This is a genomic window from Sphingomonas sp., from assembly GCF_041661825.1.
In the GTDB taxonomy this organism is placed as follows: domain Bacteria; phylum Pseudomonadota; class Alphaproteobacteria; order Sphingomonadales; family Sphingomonadaceae; genus Sphingomonas.
On the sequence record NZ_JBAZTU010000004.1, the window covers coordinates 681,817 to 698,262 of the forward strand.

General features: G+C 64.7%; 16 protein-coding genes and 1 tRNA gene. 11 read left to right on the forward strand and 6 right to left on the reverse strand.

Going from position 1 to position 16,446, the window contains the following annotated elements:
• Nucleotides 1-17 precede the first annotated feature (17 nt).
• The 3 genes from WC729_RS21975 to WC729_RS21985 form a co-directional block, all read right to left on the reverse strand.
• On the reverse strand, nucleotides 18-797 hold the full coding sequence (locus WC729_RS21975; RefSeq protein ID WP_372856560.1) for an enoyl-CoA hydratase: 780 nt from the start codon (nucleotides 795-797) through the stop codon (nucleotides 18-20).
• Complete coding sequence (locus tag WC729_RS21980; protein ID WP_372856561.1) at nucleotides 794-1,984, reverse strand: CaiB/BaiF CoA transferase family protein; 1,191 nt, start codon at nucleotides 1,982-1,984, stop codon at nucleotides 794-796. The genes WC729_RS21975 and WC729_RS21980 overlap by 4 nt, the downstream gene beginning before the upstream one ends.
• 68 nt (nucleotides 1,985-2,052) lie before the next feature.
• Entirely contained in the window at nucleotides 2,053-3,312 is a 1,260-nt protein-coding gene (locus WC729_RS21985; protein WP_372856562.1) for an MFS transporter, read from the reverse strand.
• A gap of 210 nt (nucleotides 3,313-3,522) precedes the next feature.
• Between WC729_RS21985 and WC729_RS21990 the strand changes: the two genes are divergently transcribed.
• The 7 genes from WC729_RS21990 to WC729_RS22020 all read left to right on the forward strand — a co-directional run bounded on the left by WC729_RS21990 (nucleotide 3,523) and on the right by WC729_RS22020 (nucleotide 10,704).
• Nucleotides 3,523-4,455: a cupin domain-containing protein gene (locus tag WC729_RS21990; RefSeq protein WP_372856563.1), complete on the forward strand. Its 933-nt coding sequence runs from the start codon at nucleotides 3,523-3,525 to the stop codon at nucleotides 4,453-4,455.
• Nucleotides 4,452-6,359, forward strand: a complete 1,908-nt coding sequence (locus WC729_RS21995; RefSeq protein WP_372856564.1) for a PQQ-binding-like beta-propeller repeat protein — start codon at nucleotides 4,452-4,454, stop codon at nucleotides 6,357-6,359. The genes WC729_RS21990 and WC729_RS21995 overlap by 4 nt, the downstream gene beginning before the upstream one ends.
• Before the next feature lie 47 nt (nucleotides 6,360-6,406).
• Nucleotides 6,407-6,715: a hypothetical protein gene (locus WC729_RS22000; RefSeq protein WP_372856565.1), complete on the forward strand. Its 309-nt coding sequence runs from the start codon at nucleotides 6,407-6,409 to the stop codon at nucleotides 6,713-6,715.
• A 52-nt stretch (nucleotides 6,716-6,767) separates the two neighbouring features.
• On the forward strand, nucleotides 6,768-7,784 hold the full coding sequence (locus WC729_RS22005; RefSeq protein ID WP_372856566.1) for an SMP-30/gluconolactonase/LRE family protein: 1,017 nt from the start codon (nucleotides 6,768-6,770) through the stop codon (nucleotides 7,782-7,784).
• Between the two features lie 109 nt (nucleotides 7,785-7,893).
• Nucleotides 7,894-9,303 (forward strand): alpha/beta hydrolase family protein, encoded by a 1,410-nt coding sequence (locus WC729_RS22010; protein ID WP_372856567.1) that lies wholly within the window; start codon nucleotides 7,894-7,896, stop codon nucleotides 9,301-9,303.
• Nucleotides 9,304-9,519: 216 nt separating this feature from the next.
• The gene (locus WC729_RS22015) at nucleotides 9,520-10,281 is read left to right on the forward strand and encodes a GntR family transcriptional regulator (RefSeq protein WP_372856568.1); all 762 of its coding nucleotides are present in this window, start codon (nucleotides 9,520-9,522) and stop codon (nucleotides 10,279-10,281) included.
• 264 nt (nucleotides 10,282-10,545) lie between these two features.
• Nucleotides 10,546-10,704 (forward strand): hypothetical protein, encoded by a 159-nt coding sequence (locus WC729_RS22020; RefSeq protein WP_372856569.1) that lies wholly within the window; start codon nucleotides 10,546-10,548, stop codon nucleotides 10,702-10,704.
• A gap of 954 nt (nucleotides 10,705-11,658) precedes the next feature.
• Here the strand turns inward: WC729_RS22020 and WC729_RS22025 are convergent.
• Nucleotides 11,659-11,732, reverse strand: a tRNA-Gln gene (locus WC729_RS22025).
• Nucleotides 11,733-11,915: 183 nt separating this feature from the next.
• Between WC729_RS22025 and WC729_RS22030 the strand changes: the two genes are divergently transcribed.
• Both WC729_RS22030 and WC729_RS22035 read left to right on the forward strand, forming a co-directional pair.
• Nucleotides 11,916-12,950, forward strand: a complete 1,035-nt coding sequence (locus WC729_RS22030; RefSeq protein WP_372856652.1) for a Ppx/GppA phosphatase family protein — start codon at nucleotides 11,916-11,918, stop codon at nucleotides 12,948-12,950.
• Nucleotides 12,947-13,630 (forward strand): RlmE family RNA methyltransferase, encoded by a 684-nt coding sequence (locus WC729_RS22035; RefSeq protein WP_372856570.1) that lies wholly within the window; start codon nucleotides 12,947-12,949, stop codon nucleotides 13,628-13,630. The genes WC729_RS22030 and WC729_RS22035 overlap by 4 nt, the downstream gene beginning before the upstream one ends.
• A 78-nt stretch (nucleotides 13,631-13,708) precedes the next feature.
• Here WC729_RS22035 and rpoZ read toward each other — a convergent pair whose 3' ends face one another.
• A complete protein-coding gene (gene rpoZ, locus WC729_RS22040) occupies nucleotides 13,709-14,053 on the reverse strand; it encodes a DNA-directed RNA polymerase subunit omega (protein WP_272624204.1) in 345 nt (114 codons plus the stop codon).
• Between the two features lie 115 nt (nucleotides 14,054-14,168).
• On the opposite strand from rpoZ, the gene WC729_RS22045 reads away from it, so the two are divergent.
• Complete coding sequence (locus tag WC729_RS22045) at nucleotides 14,169-15,347, forward strand: phosphatidylserine/phosphatidylglycerophosphate/cardiolipin synthase family protein (protein WP_372856571.1); 1,179 nt, start codon at nucleotides 14,169-14,171, stop codon at nucleotides 15,345-15,347.
• A gap of 3 nt (nucleotides 15,348-15,350) precedes the next feature.
• Here the strand turns inward: WC729_RS22045 and WC729_RS22050 are convergent, their stop codons facing one another.
• On the reverse strand, nucleotides 15,351-15,965 hold the full coding sequence (locus tag WC729_RS22050; protein WP_372856572.1) for a class I SAM-dependent methyltransferase: 615 nt from the start codon (nucleotides 15,963-15,965) through the stop codon (nucleotides 15,351-15,353).
• Nucleotides 15,966-16,102: 137 nt separating this feature from the next.
• Here WC729_RS22050 and WC729_RS22055 point away from each other — a divergent pair, with 137 nt between their 5' ends.
• Nucleotides 16,103-16,426, forward strand: a complete 324-nt coding sequence (locus WC729_RS22055; RefSeq protein WP_372856573.1) for an antibiotic biosynthesis monooxygenase — start codon at nucleotides 16,103-16,105, stop codon at nucleotides 16,424-16,426.
• Nucleotides 16,427-16,446 lie beyond the last annotated feature (20 nt).

The window sequence follows — 16,446 nt, forward strand, 5'->3', positions numbered from 1 at the left end:
CGGTTGGCCTACGCCGCTCAGTCGCCCGTCCAGATCGGGGTCTTCTTGGTCTTGGCCAGGAAGTCGTGCACGCCGCGGCGGAAGTCGTTGCTGCCGTATACGTCGGAAATCAGCTGCTGGATGTCGGGCAGCCCGTCGAAGGTCATTCGCCGGATGGTTTCCTTGGTCGTCTTCGTGGTGAGCGGCGCATTTTCCGACGCGCGTTGCACCAACGCCTCGACCGCCGCGTCCAGCTCTTCGGCTTCGACCATCTTGTAGAGGAAGCCGCTGTCGAGCATCTCCTGCGCCGTGATGAACTCGCCGAGCAGCACCATGCGCTTGGCGATCTGAACGCCCACTGCGCCGCCGACCCGCGCCACGCTGCTGGACGACAGGCAATTGCCGATGGTGCGGCCGATCGGCGAGCCGAACTTCGAATTCGGTGTCGCGATGCGGAAATCGCAGGCCGAGGAGATGTTGATCCCGCCGCCGACCGCCCAGCCTTCGACCACCGCGATGGTGATTGCCGGGATCTTGTCGATCGACCCCATGAAGACATCGATCTCATTCTCGTAATCGAGCCCGTCCTGCCCGCTCGAGAAATCGGCGAAGCTCGAAATGTCGGTGCCCGAGATGAACGCCTTGCCCCCGGTGCCGCGGAAGACGACGACGCGAACGGTGGGGTCATTGGCCAGCTGCACGCAGATATCATGCAGGTCGACCCACATCTGGTGAGTCAGCGCATTGTGCGCCGGGACGTTGTCGAACCGGACGCGCGCGATCGCGTCGTCGCGCTCAAGGATAGTCTGGCCGGTCATTCGGCCGCCTCCGCCGGGGCGTCCGGCAGCAGGCCGCGTTCGCGCAGCTCGCGGCGGATCTCATCGCCATGCTCGTTGATCAGCGGCGGCGGCAGGCGGACTTCCTGCGGCGTGCCCATCATCTTGACCGGGAAGCCGAGCGACTTGAAGCTGCCTTCGATCGGGTGCGGCACGTCCATCACCATGTTGCGCGCTATCGCCTGTTCGCTCGCCATGGCCTGCTCGTAATCGAGGATCGGTGCGGCGGGCACGCCGGCGCCGAGCAGCGCGTCGATCCATTCCTGGCTGGTGCGGGTGAGGAAGGTCGGGGCTAGCTCCGCGATCAGCTCGATCCGGTTGGCGACGCGCGCTGCATTGGTCGAATAGTCGGGAACGTCCTGCAATTCCTCGCGGCCGAGGATCTTGAGGAAGGTCAGCCACAGGCCCTGATTGGCAGCACCGATGACGAACCAGCCGTCCTTGGCGAGCACTGCCTGATACGGCCCCGACATGCGGTTGGCCGAGCCGATCGGGGTCGGCGACTTGCCGGTGCCCCACAGTTCGGTCGTCTCCCAGATCGACAGGCCCATCGCTGCTTCAAGCAGCGAGGCATCGATATATTGGCCGACGCCCGATTTCTCGCGGCCGATGACTGCGCTTAGGATCGCATAGACCGAGAATAGCCCCGCGCCGAGATCGGCGACGGCGATCGAGTTCTTGGCCGGCTCCATGCCGGGAAAGCCGTTCGAGCTGAGCACGCCCGACATGGCCTGGGCGATCAGGTCGAATCCGGGGCGCTGCGCCCAGGGCCCGGTCTGGCCGAAGCCCGAGATGCTGGCATAGATCAGCCGCGGGTTGATCGCGCTGAGCGTGTCATAGCCCATGCCGAGCCGGGCGGCGACACCCGGCCGGGCATTCTCGACCACCACATCGGCAGTCTTGACCAGGGCGTAAAGCACCTCGCGATCGGCGTCGTTCTTCAGGTCGAGCGTGATGCTGCGCTTGTTGCGGTTGAGTGCGAGGAAGCCGGGGCTGTCCTCGCCCTTCAGACGGAAACCCATCGAATGACGCGTCGAATCGCCCGTTTTCGGCGGCTCGATCTTGATCACGTCGGCGCCCATATCGCCCAGCAGCATGCAGCAGAACGGGCCTGCCATGACCTGGGTGATATCGAGCACCCGGATGCCGGAAAGCGGCAGCGTCGTCATTCAATGTCTTCCTTCATACGCGCCGCCCGCCGACGGCATTTACAGTCGATGATTGCCCGTCGGCGAAATCAGGCGGCAACCGCCTCGAGATGGGGCGTGGCTGGTCGCGCGGCAACGATCAGCCGGTCAGGCCGAACGAAACACCAGGCGACCGCCCCGACGACCGCCAGGGTGGCAGCCGTGCCGAACGCTGCGATCCAGCCATATTCCGCCGCGATCCACGGCGTCAGCGATGCCGTGATCGCCCCGCCGATCTGGCAGCCCATGTTCATGAAGCCCGATACGACGCCGGTATAGGGCCCGGCGATGTCGGCGGTGACCGACCAGAACGAACTTTGCGAGAGATAGAGCGCGCCAGCGCCGCCGGCCAGGATCACCACGGCCAGCCCGGTGCTGGTCACCTGAGATCCCGCGGCAAGAAAGCAGGCGGTCAGGATGAACGCCACCACTGCGAGGCCGCTGCGGCCCCAGAACAGGCCGTATTTCTTGGCGATCCGGTCGTTCGCGACGCCGCCGCTCAGGCAGCAGATGGTCATCGCGATGAACGGCATCGAGCTGTACAATGCGCTCGTCTTCAGATCGACATGGCGCACCTCGGCCAGGTAGATGAAGAACCAGCTGAAGAAGAGCCAGGCGACATAGCCGAAGCAGAAATAGCTGATGAACAAGCCCCAGACGTTACGATCGGTCAGGATCGCGCCCCAGGGCGTGGCGGGGGTCGGAGCGGTCGACACGGCGGGCAGGCCAGCCCGGATATGGGCAAGTTCGGATGCGGAAACGGCCGGATGATCTTCCGGCTTGTCGCGCGCGAGCACATACCAGATGGCACCGACCACGATGCCGATCAGCGCGCACGCATAGAAAGACAAGCGCCAGCCGCCGAACACGATGAGCGCGGTGATCAGCGGCGGGGTCAGGCCGGAACCCGCGCCGACGCCGGCAAAGATCAGACCGTTGGCCTTGCCGCGCTCCTGGATGGGAATCCAGCGCGACAGGAGCTGGTTGCCCGCCGGATAGATCACGGCCTCACCCGCACCGAGCAGGAAACGGACGATGATCAGCTGCAACACGGTGCTGCCGAACGCGGGAGAGACCAAAGCGGTCGCGGCGGAGAAGAGACCCCACCAGATGACGCCATAGGTGAGGGCTTTGCGCGGCCCGATCCTGACGGCGAGCCAGCCCGCCGGAACCTGGAAGGCGGCATAGCCGATCAGGAACGCGCTGAAGACCCAGCCCAGATGAATCTGGTCGATCCCGTACTCCTGACGCATCTGCACGCCCGCGACCGAGATGTTGGTCCGGTCGAGGAACGCGACTGCGCTCAGCATAAAAAGCAGGAAAATCAATAAGACCCGCACTCGCGAGCGCCTCGCTTCCGTCATCATGGTCTATCCCCTCGCTAGTCTCCGTCCTGTTGCCGATTGGCTCAGGATCATATTGTATATGATATTGCACCCTGCTAGCATCCGTCGAAACAAAGAACAACGTCTGAGCCGGGGCCGCAAGGAGCCGGCCGCGATGCCGAGGGGAGATCTGGGTTGAGGAAGCACTATCTGGCGTGTGCGCTCGTCGCGCCGTTGCTCTATGCGGCTGTCGCTCATGGGCAGTCTGCTGTTCCGGCTCAACCCGCCAAGACCCTGGCGCAGCGCATCGGCCACACCGATCCAAGCAAGTTCCGTCACAGCGAGGGTGTTCATGCCGGCGCCGGATCCATGGAGTTCGGCGCGATCTTCGGCGCCGACGCGCTCAGCACCAATCTGATCTTCGTCCACCGCGGGGTGATCGCGCCGAAAAGCGGCATCGGCGAGCATTTCCACAACAACTGCGAAGAGATGTTCGTCATCCTGGACGGTGAGGCGCAGTTCACGATCAACGGCCATACCTCGCTCATCAAGGGCCCGGCCGCGGTCCCCGACCGGATGGGTCAGGCGCACGGCATCTACAACCCCACTGACAAGCCTGTGCAATGGGTCAATATCAATGTTGGGCTGACCAAGACCTATGACGCGTTCAACCTGAACGATCCGCGCACCGATGTGACGCTCGATCCGATCCCGCAGTTCATTTCCGCCCGCTTCGATCCGGCCCAGTTGCGCCCTGTCGCGGGCATGGATGGGGGCACCGGTACAGTACAATATCGCCGCGCGTTCGAGCCGAGCGTCTTTTCGACTCCCTGGTCCTATGTCGATCATCTGCGCATCCCGCAGGGTGCTTCAGTCGGCGCACGGACCATGGCGGAGATGAGTGAAGTCTATCTCGTCCTTTCGGGCGACGGCGAGGTGACGATCGGTTCCGAAACGGCGCCCCTTCACACCGGGGATGTCGTCCCCGTCGATCTGGGGCAATCCCGGTCGATTCGATCAACAGGAGCGGCTCCCCTCGATATGATGATTATCGGTGTTGCGAAGGACCTGGCATCCAAGGCGTCGTACATGGCGGCACAAGCCGCTCGTCCGAGGGCTGCCCGTTGAGGATCGCGCTGCTGCTCGCGGGCGTCGCGACGATCGCCGCCTCGGCTCATGCCGCTCCCGGAAAGGACTGGCCCAGCTACGGCAACGATCAGGGAGCGTCGCGCTATTCGCCGCTCACCCAGATCACGCCGCAGAATGTCGACAAGCTCCAGGTCGCCTGGACCTACAATATGAAGCCGGCCAATTTCGTCGTGCCCACCTTCCCGGTTAATCCCGAGGCGCCGGCCAATATGCCGCCGCCGCCACGCCCGCGCTTCTCGTCGTCGCAGGCGACGCCGATCGTGATGAACGGCGTGATGTATTTCCCCTCGCCCTACGGCAAGGTCGTCGCGCTCGATGCCGATACCGGCAAGGAGATCTGGGCCTATCAGATGCCCGAGCGCGACCAGGCTTCGACCCGCGGCGTGCAATATTGGCCCGGCTCGGGCAGGGCCAAGCCCGAGATCGTGTTCGGCACGCGCTCGGGCCGGCTGATCGCGCTCGATGCCGCCACTGGCGTGCCAGTGCCCGGCTTCGGCGACAACGGCGTGGTCAATCTGAAGACGCCGGAGATCATGAACGGCAACCCGAACGGCCAATATGGCATGACCGGGCCGCCCGCCATTTACGGCGACCTGATCATCACTGGATCGCGCGTGCAGGAAACGCCGTCGCTCGGCGCCCGCGGCGATGTCCGCGCCTGGGATGCGCGCAACGGCAAGCTGGTCTGGACCTTCAACACGGTGCCCCGCCCGGGCGAGCCGGGTCACGAGACCTGGGAAGGCGATAGCTGGAAGAACCGCTCGGGCAACAATGTCTGGACGCAGATCGTCGTCGATGAAAAGCGCGGTATCGCCTATCTGCCGATCGCGGCGCCCAGCTTCGATCGCTGGGGCGGGGACCGCAAGGGCAATAATCTCTACGGCAACTCGATCGTCGCGGTCGACGCCAACAACGGCAAATATCTCTGGCATTTCCAGGTCGTGCATCACGACATCTGGGATGTGGATCTGCCCGCCGCGACCTTGATGGACGTGAAGAAGGGCGGCCGCAATATTCCGGCGATCGCCGTGATGAGCAAGATGGCGATCATGTTCATCCTGGATCGCGTCACCGGCAAGCCCATCTATGACGTGAAGGAAGTGCCGGTCCCGACCGACACCGACATTCCGGGCGAAGTCCCGTCGGCGACTCAGCCGATGCCGTCGACGCCGCCGCCGCTCACCCGTCTGTCGTTCGACATGTCGGAAATGGCGGCGATGACGCCCGACGTGAAGCAGCGCTGCCAGAAAGTGGTCGACGACTACAAGATCGTCGGGAGCAAGATGTTCCAGCCGCTCCGGGCGGATTCGGCGGTCGCTTTCTTCCCGGGCAGCCTTGGCGGCATCGATTATGGAGGGGGCGCCTTCGATCCGAAGCAGGGCCTCTACATCACCAACGTCAACTCTCTGGCGAGTCCGCAGCAGCTCGCCAAGCAGGCGGACGGGTCCTGGGGGCTGGCGCGCGGCTATGTCTATTTCTGGGATCGCGAAACGCGCATCCCCTGCGGTCCGCCGCCCTGGGGCGAAATGGTCGCGGTCAACGTCAACAATGGCAAGATCGCGTGGCGCGTGCCGCTCGGCACGACCGACACGTTGCCCGAGGGCATGCGCGACACCGGCCGGCTGAGCTCGGGCGCGCCGATCGTCACCGCGACCGGCCTCGCCTTCTTCGGCGGCACGGATGAGAACAAGATGCGCGCCTTCGATACCCGCACTGGCAAGGTCCTGTGGACGGCGACGCTGCCGGCGGCGATCTACGGCTCGGCGATCAGCTACGCCGGCAAGAGCGGCCGCCAGTTTGTCGCGGCGGTCGATACCGGCGGGTTCAACGGCTCGCCGGTGTCGAGCGACGCAGTGCTGGCGTTTGCGCTACCGAAGAAGTGACTGTGTAACGGGAGTATCGGGTGGAAATGTCTGCACGGAAAATAGCATTGAGTGTGATGGGCCTGGCCTTTGCGGTCGTGGCGACGCGCGGGCTGGAGGCGCAGAGCGCGCCTCCGGCGCCCGCCGCCCCGACGCCGCCGCCCGGCCCGGCGCTCGTCGTGATCAACGAACGCTGCAGCACCTGCCACTCGACCGCGAGCGTGTTCAACCAGCGCCGCAGCGCCGATGACTGGGCGGCGACGGTGCAGCTGATGGTCGATCGCGGCGCCGACCTGACGCCCGACGATATGACCATGGTGATCGGTTACCTCGCGACGAATTTCGGCCCCGAACCGGCCAAGCCCGCCGCGAAGTGAGATCTGCGCCGGGTTTTCCCGGCTGAACGAGAACAACCCTGGAGGGGAAACGATGAAGTCCGTACTGAAATACGCGCTTGTCATGAGTGCCGGGATCGCGGCGATCAGCGCCTCGGTCGCGCAGACGCCGCCGGCCGCACCGGCGGTGTCCGAGGTCGTTCGCGTCGACCCCGCGCTCGACGCCCTGATCGCGCCCGATGCGCAGATCGAGAAGGTCGCGACCGGCTTTAAGTTCGTCGAAGGCCCGATGTGGCGTGCAGGCCGGCTGTGGTTCTCCGATGTCGGCGGCGAGGAGATCCGCGCGGTCACGCCCGACGGCAAGGTCGAGTTGCTGGTCGATCATGCCGGCGGTTATCCCAACCCCAAGCCGGGCAAGACGCTCGGGCCGAACGCGATGGCCACCGACAAGGACGGTACGATCGTCTATGCCCAGCAGGGCGGCCGCAACCTCTCGCGGCTCGACGCCAAGCTCGCGATCAAGCCGTTCCTCAGCACCTATGACGGCAAGAAAATCAACAGCCCGAACGACCTTGTCTTCGCCAAGGACGGGGCGCTCTGGTTCACCGATCCGCCCTTCGGCCCGATGAACATGGAGCCGTCGCCCCCGCTCGAGCAGCCTTTCGCTGCGGTCTATCGCTATGCCGGGGGCAAGCTGACCCCGATGGTCACCGACCTGAAGCTGCCCAATGGTCTCGCTTTCTCGAACGACGGCAAGACCTTCTACGTCAACAGCTATGGGCCGGAGATGTTCACCCGCGCTTATGACGTGGGCAAGGACGGCGCACTGTCCAACCGGCGCGTGCTGTTCACCTATGACCGCAGCATGGGCCGGGGCGGTCCGGACGGGCTGAAGACGGATGTCGCCGGCAATGTCTGGAGCACCGGCCCGGGCGGCATTCGCGTCATCTCGCCGCAGGGCAAGCTGCTCGGCCAGATCAAGCTGCCCGAAGTCGCCGCCAACCTCGCCTGGGGCGGGGCCGACGGCAAGGATCTCTATTTCACCGGTTCGACCAGCATCTACCGTCTGCGGACCAAGGTTGCCGGCTCGCCGCCGTTGTACAAGCGCTGAGCCACCCGGCGCTTACCCTACCCCTCCCGTCGCTCCCGAGCGCGGGACACCTGGCGGGGCGTCGCTTCGGCGCCGCCCCGCCTTTTTATCACCGGCCCGGGAGAAGATCGTGAAGGGAAGACTTTCCGTTGCAGCGCTCCTGCTGGTCTCTACCGCGCTGGCGGTCCCTGCGATCCGCGCCGCTCAGACGCCGCTGGCCCCGGTCGCCCCGCCGCCCGATCCCGAGCGCGATCGCATCACGGCTGAATCCGCGGCGGAACGCGCCCGCGAGATGCGGCTTCTCGGGATCACCACGCTGACCCCGACCGTCTCGGCGCGCGATCCGAGCAAGCCCGATTTCGCCAATTTCGACGAGACCCGGGCCAATCCCTTTCCCAATCTCCCCGATCCGCTGACCAGCAATGCCGGGGTCAAGCTGACCAGGGCAGCGCAATGGCCCGCCCGCCGTGCCGAGATTGCCGAGCTGTTCGACCGTGAGGTCTATGGCCGGGTACCGGCGATTGTGCCGATCGTAACCTGGCGTGTCGCCGAGACGGTCGAGGAGACGATCGGCTCGACTGCCGTCGTCACCCGAAAGCTCGTCGGCCATGTCGACAATGCGGCGGCACCCGGGATCACCGTCGATATCCTGATGAACGTGTCGACGCCGGCATCCGCCAAGGGCAAGCACGTCCCGGTCGTGATGTCGTTCGGCTCGGTCAATCCGCGTCCCCGTCCGCCGGGCGCGCCGGCGCTGCCGCCGGGGCCCGACTATCGCGAGCAATTGCTGGCGAAGAATTGGGGTTTCGCGACGCTCGATACCAACAGCGTGCAGGCCGACAATGCCGCAGGCCTCACTCAGGGCATCATCGGCCTGGTCAACAAGGGCCAGCCGCGTAGCCTCGAGGATTGGGGCGTGCTGCGCGCCTGGGCCTGGGGCGCGAGCCGGGGGCTCGACTATCTCGCCACCGACAAGCAGGTGGATGCGAAGAAGGTCGCGATCTTCGGCCATTCGCGCGGCGGTAAGGCAGCGCTTGTCGCGCTCGCCTATGACCAGCGTTTCGCCACCGGGTTCATTTCCTCTTCGGGCGCGGGCGGTGCCGCGCTCTATCGCCGCAATTTCGGCGAGGGCATTCCCAACCTGGCGGCGGTTAACGAATTCCACTGGTTCGCGGGCAACTTCCTGAAATTCGCGGGCGCCGGCCATCATGCCAGCGAGATGTCGGTCGACAGCCATGAGCTGATCGCCATGGTCGCGCCGCGCCCGTTGTTCGTCGGCGGCGGCGCGCTGATCATGACGCCGCTCTCCGCCGTGCCCGGGGACGGCTGGGTCGATGCACGCGGCATGTTCATGGCGTCGGCCGCGGCGAGCCCGGTCTGGACTCTGCTCGGCAAGAAGGGGCTGCAGACGACCAGCTTCCCGCCGATCCTCACCTATCTCGGCGAGGGCGATATCGGATACCGCCAGCATACCGAAGGGCATACGCCCAATCCCAACTGGCCCTATTTCATCCAGTTCGCCGGCAAATACTGGAAATAGCGTTGAAGTAGGCGTTGATCGGCACCGCCAGACCAGGGAACCGAGAATGGCTGCATATATCGGTCGCCGCGAGGGCATGCCGCGTGCGACGGTGCTCTTGCGGGCGCGATAGGTCCATTGTTAACCCATCGCCTGCGATCCGTCCTTTCCCGCAGTGATCCGATATCCTATAGGTGTTGCATAGACGCCACGGCGCCGTTGCATTTCGAGACCTAGATGGACAATTCCGACTCCCCCATTGCCTTCCCGCCCGCCGGCTATCGCTCGCCGCGGCCCGCCCCGGTGCCGACCCTGGTCGCCTGGGCGCATGAGCATCTTCTGTCGATGCTGGTGTCGATGGAGATCGCGCCCGGCACGCGGATCGGCATCGATGCCGTCGCGCGCAAGCTCGGCATCTCGCAGACCCCGATCCGCGAGGCGCTGAGCCGGCTCGAGGCCGAGAAGCTCGTCATCAAGGTCCCCAATGTCGGTTATCACGCGAGCGCGCAGATGACGCCGTCAGAGGTCAGCGACCTTTATGTGCTGCGCCAGCTGATCGAACCCTATGCCGCCGCCCGCGCCGCGGAATCGATGAACGACGAGACGCTGCGCCAGCTCTCGGCGATGGAAGAGGAGATGGACCGGATCCAGGCGGAGACCGGGGTCGCCTATGCCCGCTTCGCCGAGGCCGATGCGATGCTGCACAGCCTGGTCGCGACCGGCAGCGGCAATCATCTGATCGCGGAGACGATCGAGCGGCTGCACATGCACCTCCACATCTTCCGTTTCCTGTTCAACACCAATGCGCCGCAGGAAGCCGCGCAGGAGCATGCCGAGATCATCCATGCGCTGCTCGCACGCGATCCGGCGGCGGCAGAGACGGCGATGCGTGTCCATCTGGAGCGCTCGCGTATCCGCATGGAGGAGGCGTCGGTCCGCATCGCGGCCCGCGTTCCAGCCGAGCCGCGTACCGCTGGCGGTCCCCGCCGCGAATTGTGATGGGCTTGTCGGCTGACGCCGGCAGCATCGCCCATTGTTCCGATAGTGGTGGCGAGGCCTCGCGCCACAGTGAACATGGCCGCACGCCCATTTGGGATGCGATCGATTCGCAATCGGCACCCAATTGATTAAAAAACATGTCATGTTGGCCCAGGACGGGGCAAGTATTGATGTCGATCAAGTGAATCGCTGATTCACCCCTTGCAGAAACAACCCGATAAAACCTAGCCTCGGCGCCAGCGAATTGGGGAGTTCGTCGGCACCATGCAACAGCTTCTCGGCTATTTTACTGTCATCATCGTCGCGGCGGCGCCCATCGCGGCGATCGCCTTCCTGCGTTACAGAAGCAATCGGGAACGACGCGAGCGCCGCAGGACGCGCGCCGACCTGACCGGAATCGTCCGTTCCGATCGCAGCAAATGACCCAGGCGTGATCGCCGATTCAGATAAAGGCGCTGATGACGAGGGCGAGATCGACGAAGGCATGTGAGAAATCAGGAGTGGGGGCGTTTCGCCTTCGCGCCTGATTCCTTACTGAGGATCAACGACGCAGACCGTTGAAGCTGCAGTGCGCCGAATATGCGACGATTCTGAAACCATCCTCGCTTGAAAAGCAAATCCAACTCATTCACTGTGAGCAACGCGCACGTTCGCCAATAATCCCCGGGGGGTAGACACCAATGCCAGACAGTGATTGCCAACGATGTGGCGGTAGGCTGACGTGGGGACATCAGCCGCATGAAGTCGGTATTGGCAACATGATAAATATGGCTGCAATGTTTTTTAAGAGCAAATCTAAGAAGCAAAGTTACATATTTGGATGCAGCTCCTGCGAAGGGTATGAAGTCGAGTGCGGCGAATGCGAAAGGCTCGCTAAAGTCGAACATATGTTCAGGAGGGGCGACGACTACACTTGCTCTTTCTGCAACCGAGACTCAGTAATGCATTAGCGTATATATCGATCGCGGGTTTGCGGCAGCTGTCGGGTGAAGTCGAGCCACCACCGCCCCTCGATTGCGCCGGTCATCTACTACCTAATAGCTAGCGCCACTTGGGCGATTCTCGCATTGCCATGAGCAGGTCGAAAATCAGCCGACCTTCCTCGGTCGGAACGATCCCCCCATCCGGCGCAAATATCGCACTCGGTGGAGTGCGGCTGCCCGTAGCCCGCCCTGGAAACGCGATACGCTTGCGTGTCGCGGTACTGGACGGTCCCGCCGCATGTCGCGTGTTGCAGCCATGTTGCAGGGACTGGCCGGGACTCGAGAGAAATCGACGGAAATCCGAGGTTTCTAACGGCACCATGTCGCACTCATGTTGCACGCGCGCCGAGGCGCCCACGAGATCGCAGGGTATTGACTTTGCTAACAAAAAAGCTGGATGCCCCGTGAGGATTCGAACCTCAATAGACGGAGTCAGAGTCCGTAGTCTTACCATTAGACGACGGGGCAACGTGGGGGGCGATCTAGGGGGCTCCGCCAGGGCTGTCAACCAACTGTAGGGCCCACTGCTTGCCGAGCGCGGCGGCCTGCGCTACCCCTTATGCCAAGCACCGAACGTCAGGCCATAAAGGCTTGCCGCGACGGCAGAACATAAAAGCGAGTACACACGGCATGGGGGATCATTCGCCCAAGATGCCGTACCGGCAGGACAGACCTGCCCGTTCGGCGCCGACCCCCGGAAAGACCCCTGGGGCGGGACGCGCACGTTGGCCGGAGGCGCGCCACTTCGCCGCGCTCGACCTCGGCACCAATAATTGCCGCCTGCTGATCGCACGGCCGCAGGGCAATGGCTTTGCCGTGGTCGATGCCTTTTCGCGAATCGTCCGGCTGGGCGAAGGGCTCGCCGCCACCGGCCGTCTCAGCGACGCGGCGATCGACCGTACCCTTGCCGCGCTGAAGGTCTGTGCCGACAAACTCAAGCGCCGCAATGTCGCCCTGTCGCGCTCGGTCGCGACCGAGGCGTGCCGGCGGGCGAGCAACGGCCCCGACTTCATCGCGCGGGCCTATGAAGAGACCGGCATCCATCTCGACATCATCTCCGCCGAGGAAGAGGCGCGGCTCGCGGTGCTCGGCTGCCAGGCACTGATCGAGCCCGGCGACGATCCCGCTCTGGTGTTCGACATCGGCGGCGGCTCGACCGAGCTGGTGCTGGTCGATACGCGGCCCAGGATTCCGGTCGTGCTCGACTGGCACAGCGCGCCCTGGGGCGTCGTCTCGCTCACCGAGAGCGCCGGCGGCGGCACGGGCGCCGACGGCCTGGCGGTCGCCTATGCGCGGATGCGCAGCCTCGTCGCGGAAAGCTTTGCCGGCTTCGCCAGCCGCCTGCCGACCGGGATGGAGCGGCCGCGGCTGCTCGGCACCAGCGGCACCGTCACGACGCTCGCCAGCGTCCATCTCGGCCTGTCGCACTATGATCGATCGGCAGTCGACGGGCTGATCGTGCCGGCCACCTCGATGCGGAAAATCAGCAGCGACCTGTCGCGGATGAGCCTTGCCGAACGCGCAACGCTACCCTGTATCGGCAATGAGCGGGCCGATCTGGTCGTCGCCGGTTGCGCGATCCTCGAGACGATCATGGATCTCTGGCCGGCCGAACGGCTCGGCGTCGCCGATCGCGGCATTCGCGAAGGCATATTGCGCCGGTTGATCGGCGGGAAAGCTTTATGAGCAAGGATGGTGGCGGCCTTCGGGTCCGGGTCAAGACCGCGCGGCGGCGGACTCCGCAATCGACGCGCTGGCTCGATCGCCAGCTCAATGATCCTTATGTGAAGCGTGCCAAGGCGGAAGGGTATCGCAGCCGCGCCGCCTACAAGCTGATCGAGCTGGACGAACGCTTCGGTTTCCTGCGCGGCATAAGGCGCGTGGTCGATCTCGGCATCGCGCCAGGCGGCTGGAGCCAGGTGGTGCGGCGGCGCTCGCCCAAGACGGCGATCGTCGGTATCGATCTGCTGCCGGTCGATCCGATCGACGATGTGACGATCTTCCAGATGGACTTCATGGATGATGCCGCGCCGGCGAAGCTGACCGAGGCGCTGGGCGGCGCGCCCGATCTGGTGCTGTCCGACATGGCGGCGAACACGGTCGGCCATCCGCAGACCGATGCGCTCAGGACCATGGCGCTGGTCGAGGCGGCGCTCGCCTTCGCCGTCGATGTGCTCGAGCCGGGCGGGGTGTTTGTCGGCAAGGTGTTCGCCGGCGGCGCCGACGCGTCGCTGGTCGCCGAGCTGAAGCGCAACTTCAAGACGGTGAAACACGCCAAGCCGCCCGCCAGCCGGAAGGGCTCGTCGGAATGGTATGTGGTGGCGCAGGGTTTCAAGGGCCGGCGGGAGGCAGCGGCCGAGGAATAAGCGACGGCAGCCATCACGGGCACAAAAAAGCCCGCGGATCGCTCCGCGGGCTTTTTGTTCGTCCGATGACCGAAGGGCTCAGCCCTCGTAGTCGCCGCCCAGATTCTGGTTGCGCGGCGGCGCGGCGGCGGTGAGGCGGAGTGCCTCCGCCGATGCAGCCAGGCTGCCGATCTCGTCGGGCGTGTCCTCGTCGTCGACCTGGACGCGCTGCAGACCGGAAACGACTGCCTCTTCCAGGTGATTCGGGCGCACCGTCTCCTCGGCGATCTCGCGCAGCGCGACCACCGGGTTCTTGTCGCGATCGCGGTCGATCGTCAGGTCGGCACCGCCGGAAATCTGCCGCGCACGCTGCGCTGCGAACAACACCAGATCGAACCGGTTGGGAATCTTGTCGACGCAATCCTCGACAGTGACGCGCGCCATGAACGGCTTCCTTCGCAAACAACGATAGAATGAAGACCGGCGATCTAGGGTGCCGCCTGCCAAGAGTCAAGGAATCCGGCTTGCCCCCGCCTCGCCACGCGACCACATCTGGACGATGACCGAACCCGCCGTCCAGCCGAGCTTCACTGTCGACGGCAACACACTGACCATGCTCGATACCGGACCACGCCGGCTCGAGGCGCTGATCGCGCTCATCGCGGGCGCCGAGCGCACGTTGCGCATCATCTACTACATCTATGTCGACGACGCCGCGGGCGCGCGGGTCCGCCAGGCGATGCTCGACGCAGCGGCGCGCGGCGTGGCGGTGTCGCTGGTGATCGATGGCCTGGGCAGCGAGCATGCCGAGCAGCATCATTTCTTCGAGCCGCTGCGCGATGCGGGCGTCGATGTCTGCCGCTTCGTGCCGCGCTGGGGCCGGCGCTACCTGCTGCGCAACCATCAGAAGCTGGCACTGGCGGATGAAGCGCGGGCGATCATCGGCGGCTTCAACGTACAGGACAGCTATTTCGGCACCCCGGCCGAACAGGCGTGGCGCGATCTGGGGCTGCTGGTTGAGGGGCCCGCCGCCGCGCACATCGCCGGCTATTTCGACGCGCTGTCGCGCTGGTCGAAACAGCCCAAGGCACCACTCCGCTCGCTGCGCCGCGCTCTCGGCACCTGGAGCGAGCCCGAAGGCAAGACGCGCTGGCTGTTCGGCGGCCCGACGCGGCGCCTGTCACCCTGGGCGCGCGCGGTGAAGCGGGATCTGCAAATTGCGCAGAGGATCGACATCATCGCCGGCTATTTCGCGCCAAGCTCCGGCATGCTGAAGCGGCTCGACCGGGCCGGTATGCGCGGCAAGGTACGCATCGTCCTGCCGTCGAAGAACGATCATGGCGCGGCGATCTGGGCGTCGCGCTTCACCTATGCGGGGCTGCTGCGCAAGCGCGTCGAGATCTACGAATATCAGCCGACCAAGCTCCACACCAAGCTCTTCGTGATCGACGATGTCGTCTATATCGGCTCGGCCAATTACGACATCCGCAGCCTGTTCCTGAACCTGGAGATGATGCTCCGGATCGACGACAAGGCCTTTGCCGTGCATGTACGCGCCTATGTCGACGGCGAGGTCGACCAATCCGAACGAATCACCTCCGCGCTGTACAAGGCGCGCACCAACTGGTGGGTCCGCACGAAGCAGGCGGCGGCCTTTTTCGTGATGACCGTGCTCGACTATAATGTGACGAAGAGGCTCAATTTCGGCCCGCGCAAGCGGCTGACGAAAAAGCCCTGAGCGCTATTCCTTCCACGCCCAATAGAGCTGGGCCGGCGGTACGTTCCACCACTCCATGTCGTGGTCGATCTTCGGAAGATAGGGCTCGATGAAGTCGCGGCACTTGGGCGAAAATTGATAGACCAGGAAGGCGCCGCCCGGACGCAGCACGTCGGCGGTCGCCTGGCCGATCGCGTCGCCCACGCCGGCGGGCAGAGTCGAGAAGGGCAGGCCCGACAGGACGTAATCGGCATGGTCGAAACCATGGTCCTGGACGATCTGGCGTACATCGGCCGCCGATCCGCTCACCGCGAGAAAACGCGGGTCGGTGATCTCGTGGCGCAGATAGCGGATGAAATCGGGGTTGGTGTCGATCGCGATATAGGTCGCATCGGGAGCGAGCCGCTCCAGGATATGCGGGCAGAAGGTGCCGACGCCCGGGCCATATTCGACGAACAGCTTCGTATTCTGCCAGTCCACCGGGCCAAGCATCTTGCGGATCAGCTTGCCCGAGGAAGGAACGATCGATCCGACCATCACCGGATGTTTCATGAACCCTTTCAGGAACATGGCCCAGGGTGAAGACACTCCGGCGGCGGCCCGGCGCTGGCGTCGCGCGGCAGTGGTGGAAACGGTCACTGGCGATCCTTGTTTTGATGAGTCACGAGCATCTGTCGCAATCCTGTAACGAACATTCAAGTCTTAGGGTCCTCCCGCGACGCGATGAGCGTCCCGTTCAGGGTTGCACACCGCCGGGAAGCGCCTAAGCGAGGCGCATGCGCGACGACCGGACCGGCCAGATCGTGGTGATCTTCCTCTCCCGGCGCACCGCCGTGGACGATGCGGGCTATGCCGCCGCCGCCGAGGCGATGGATTCGCTCGCGAAATCCCAGCCCGGCTATCGCGGAATCGAGAGCACGCGCGGGCCCGACGGGCTCGGCATCACGCTCAGTTTCTGGGCGGACGAGGGCAGCGCGCTCGCGTGGCGCGACCATCCCGAGCACAAGACGATCCGCGATACCGGACGGGCGCGCTGGTATGAGAGCTATGAAGTGATCGTCTGTGCGGCCGAGCGTTCCTACGCGTGGGCAAAGGGGTGAGGGCGCCCGAGGTCAATCGC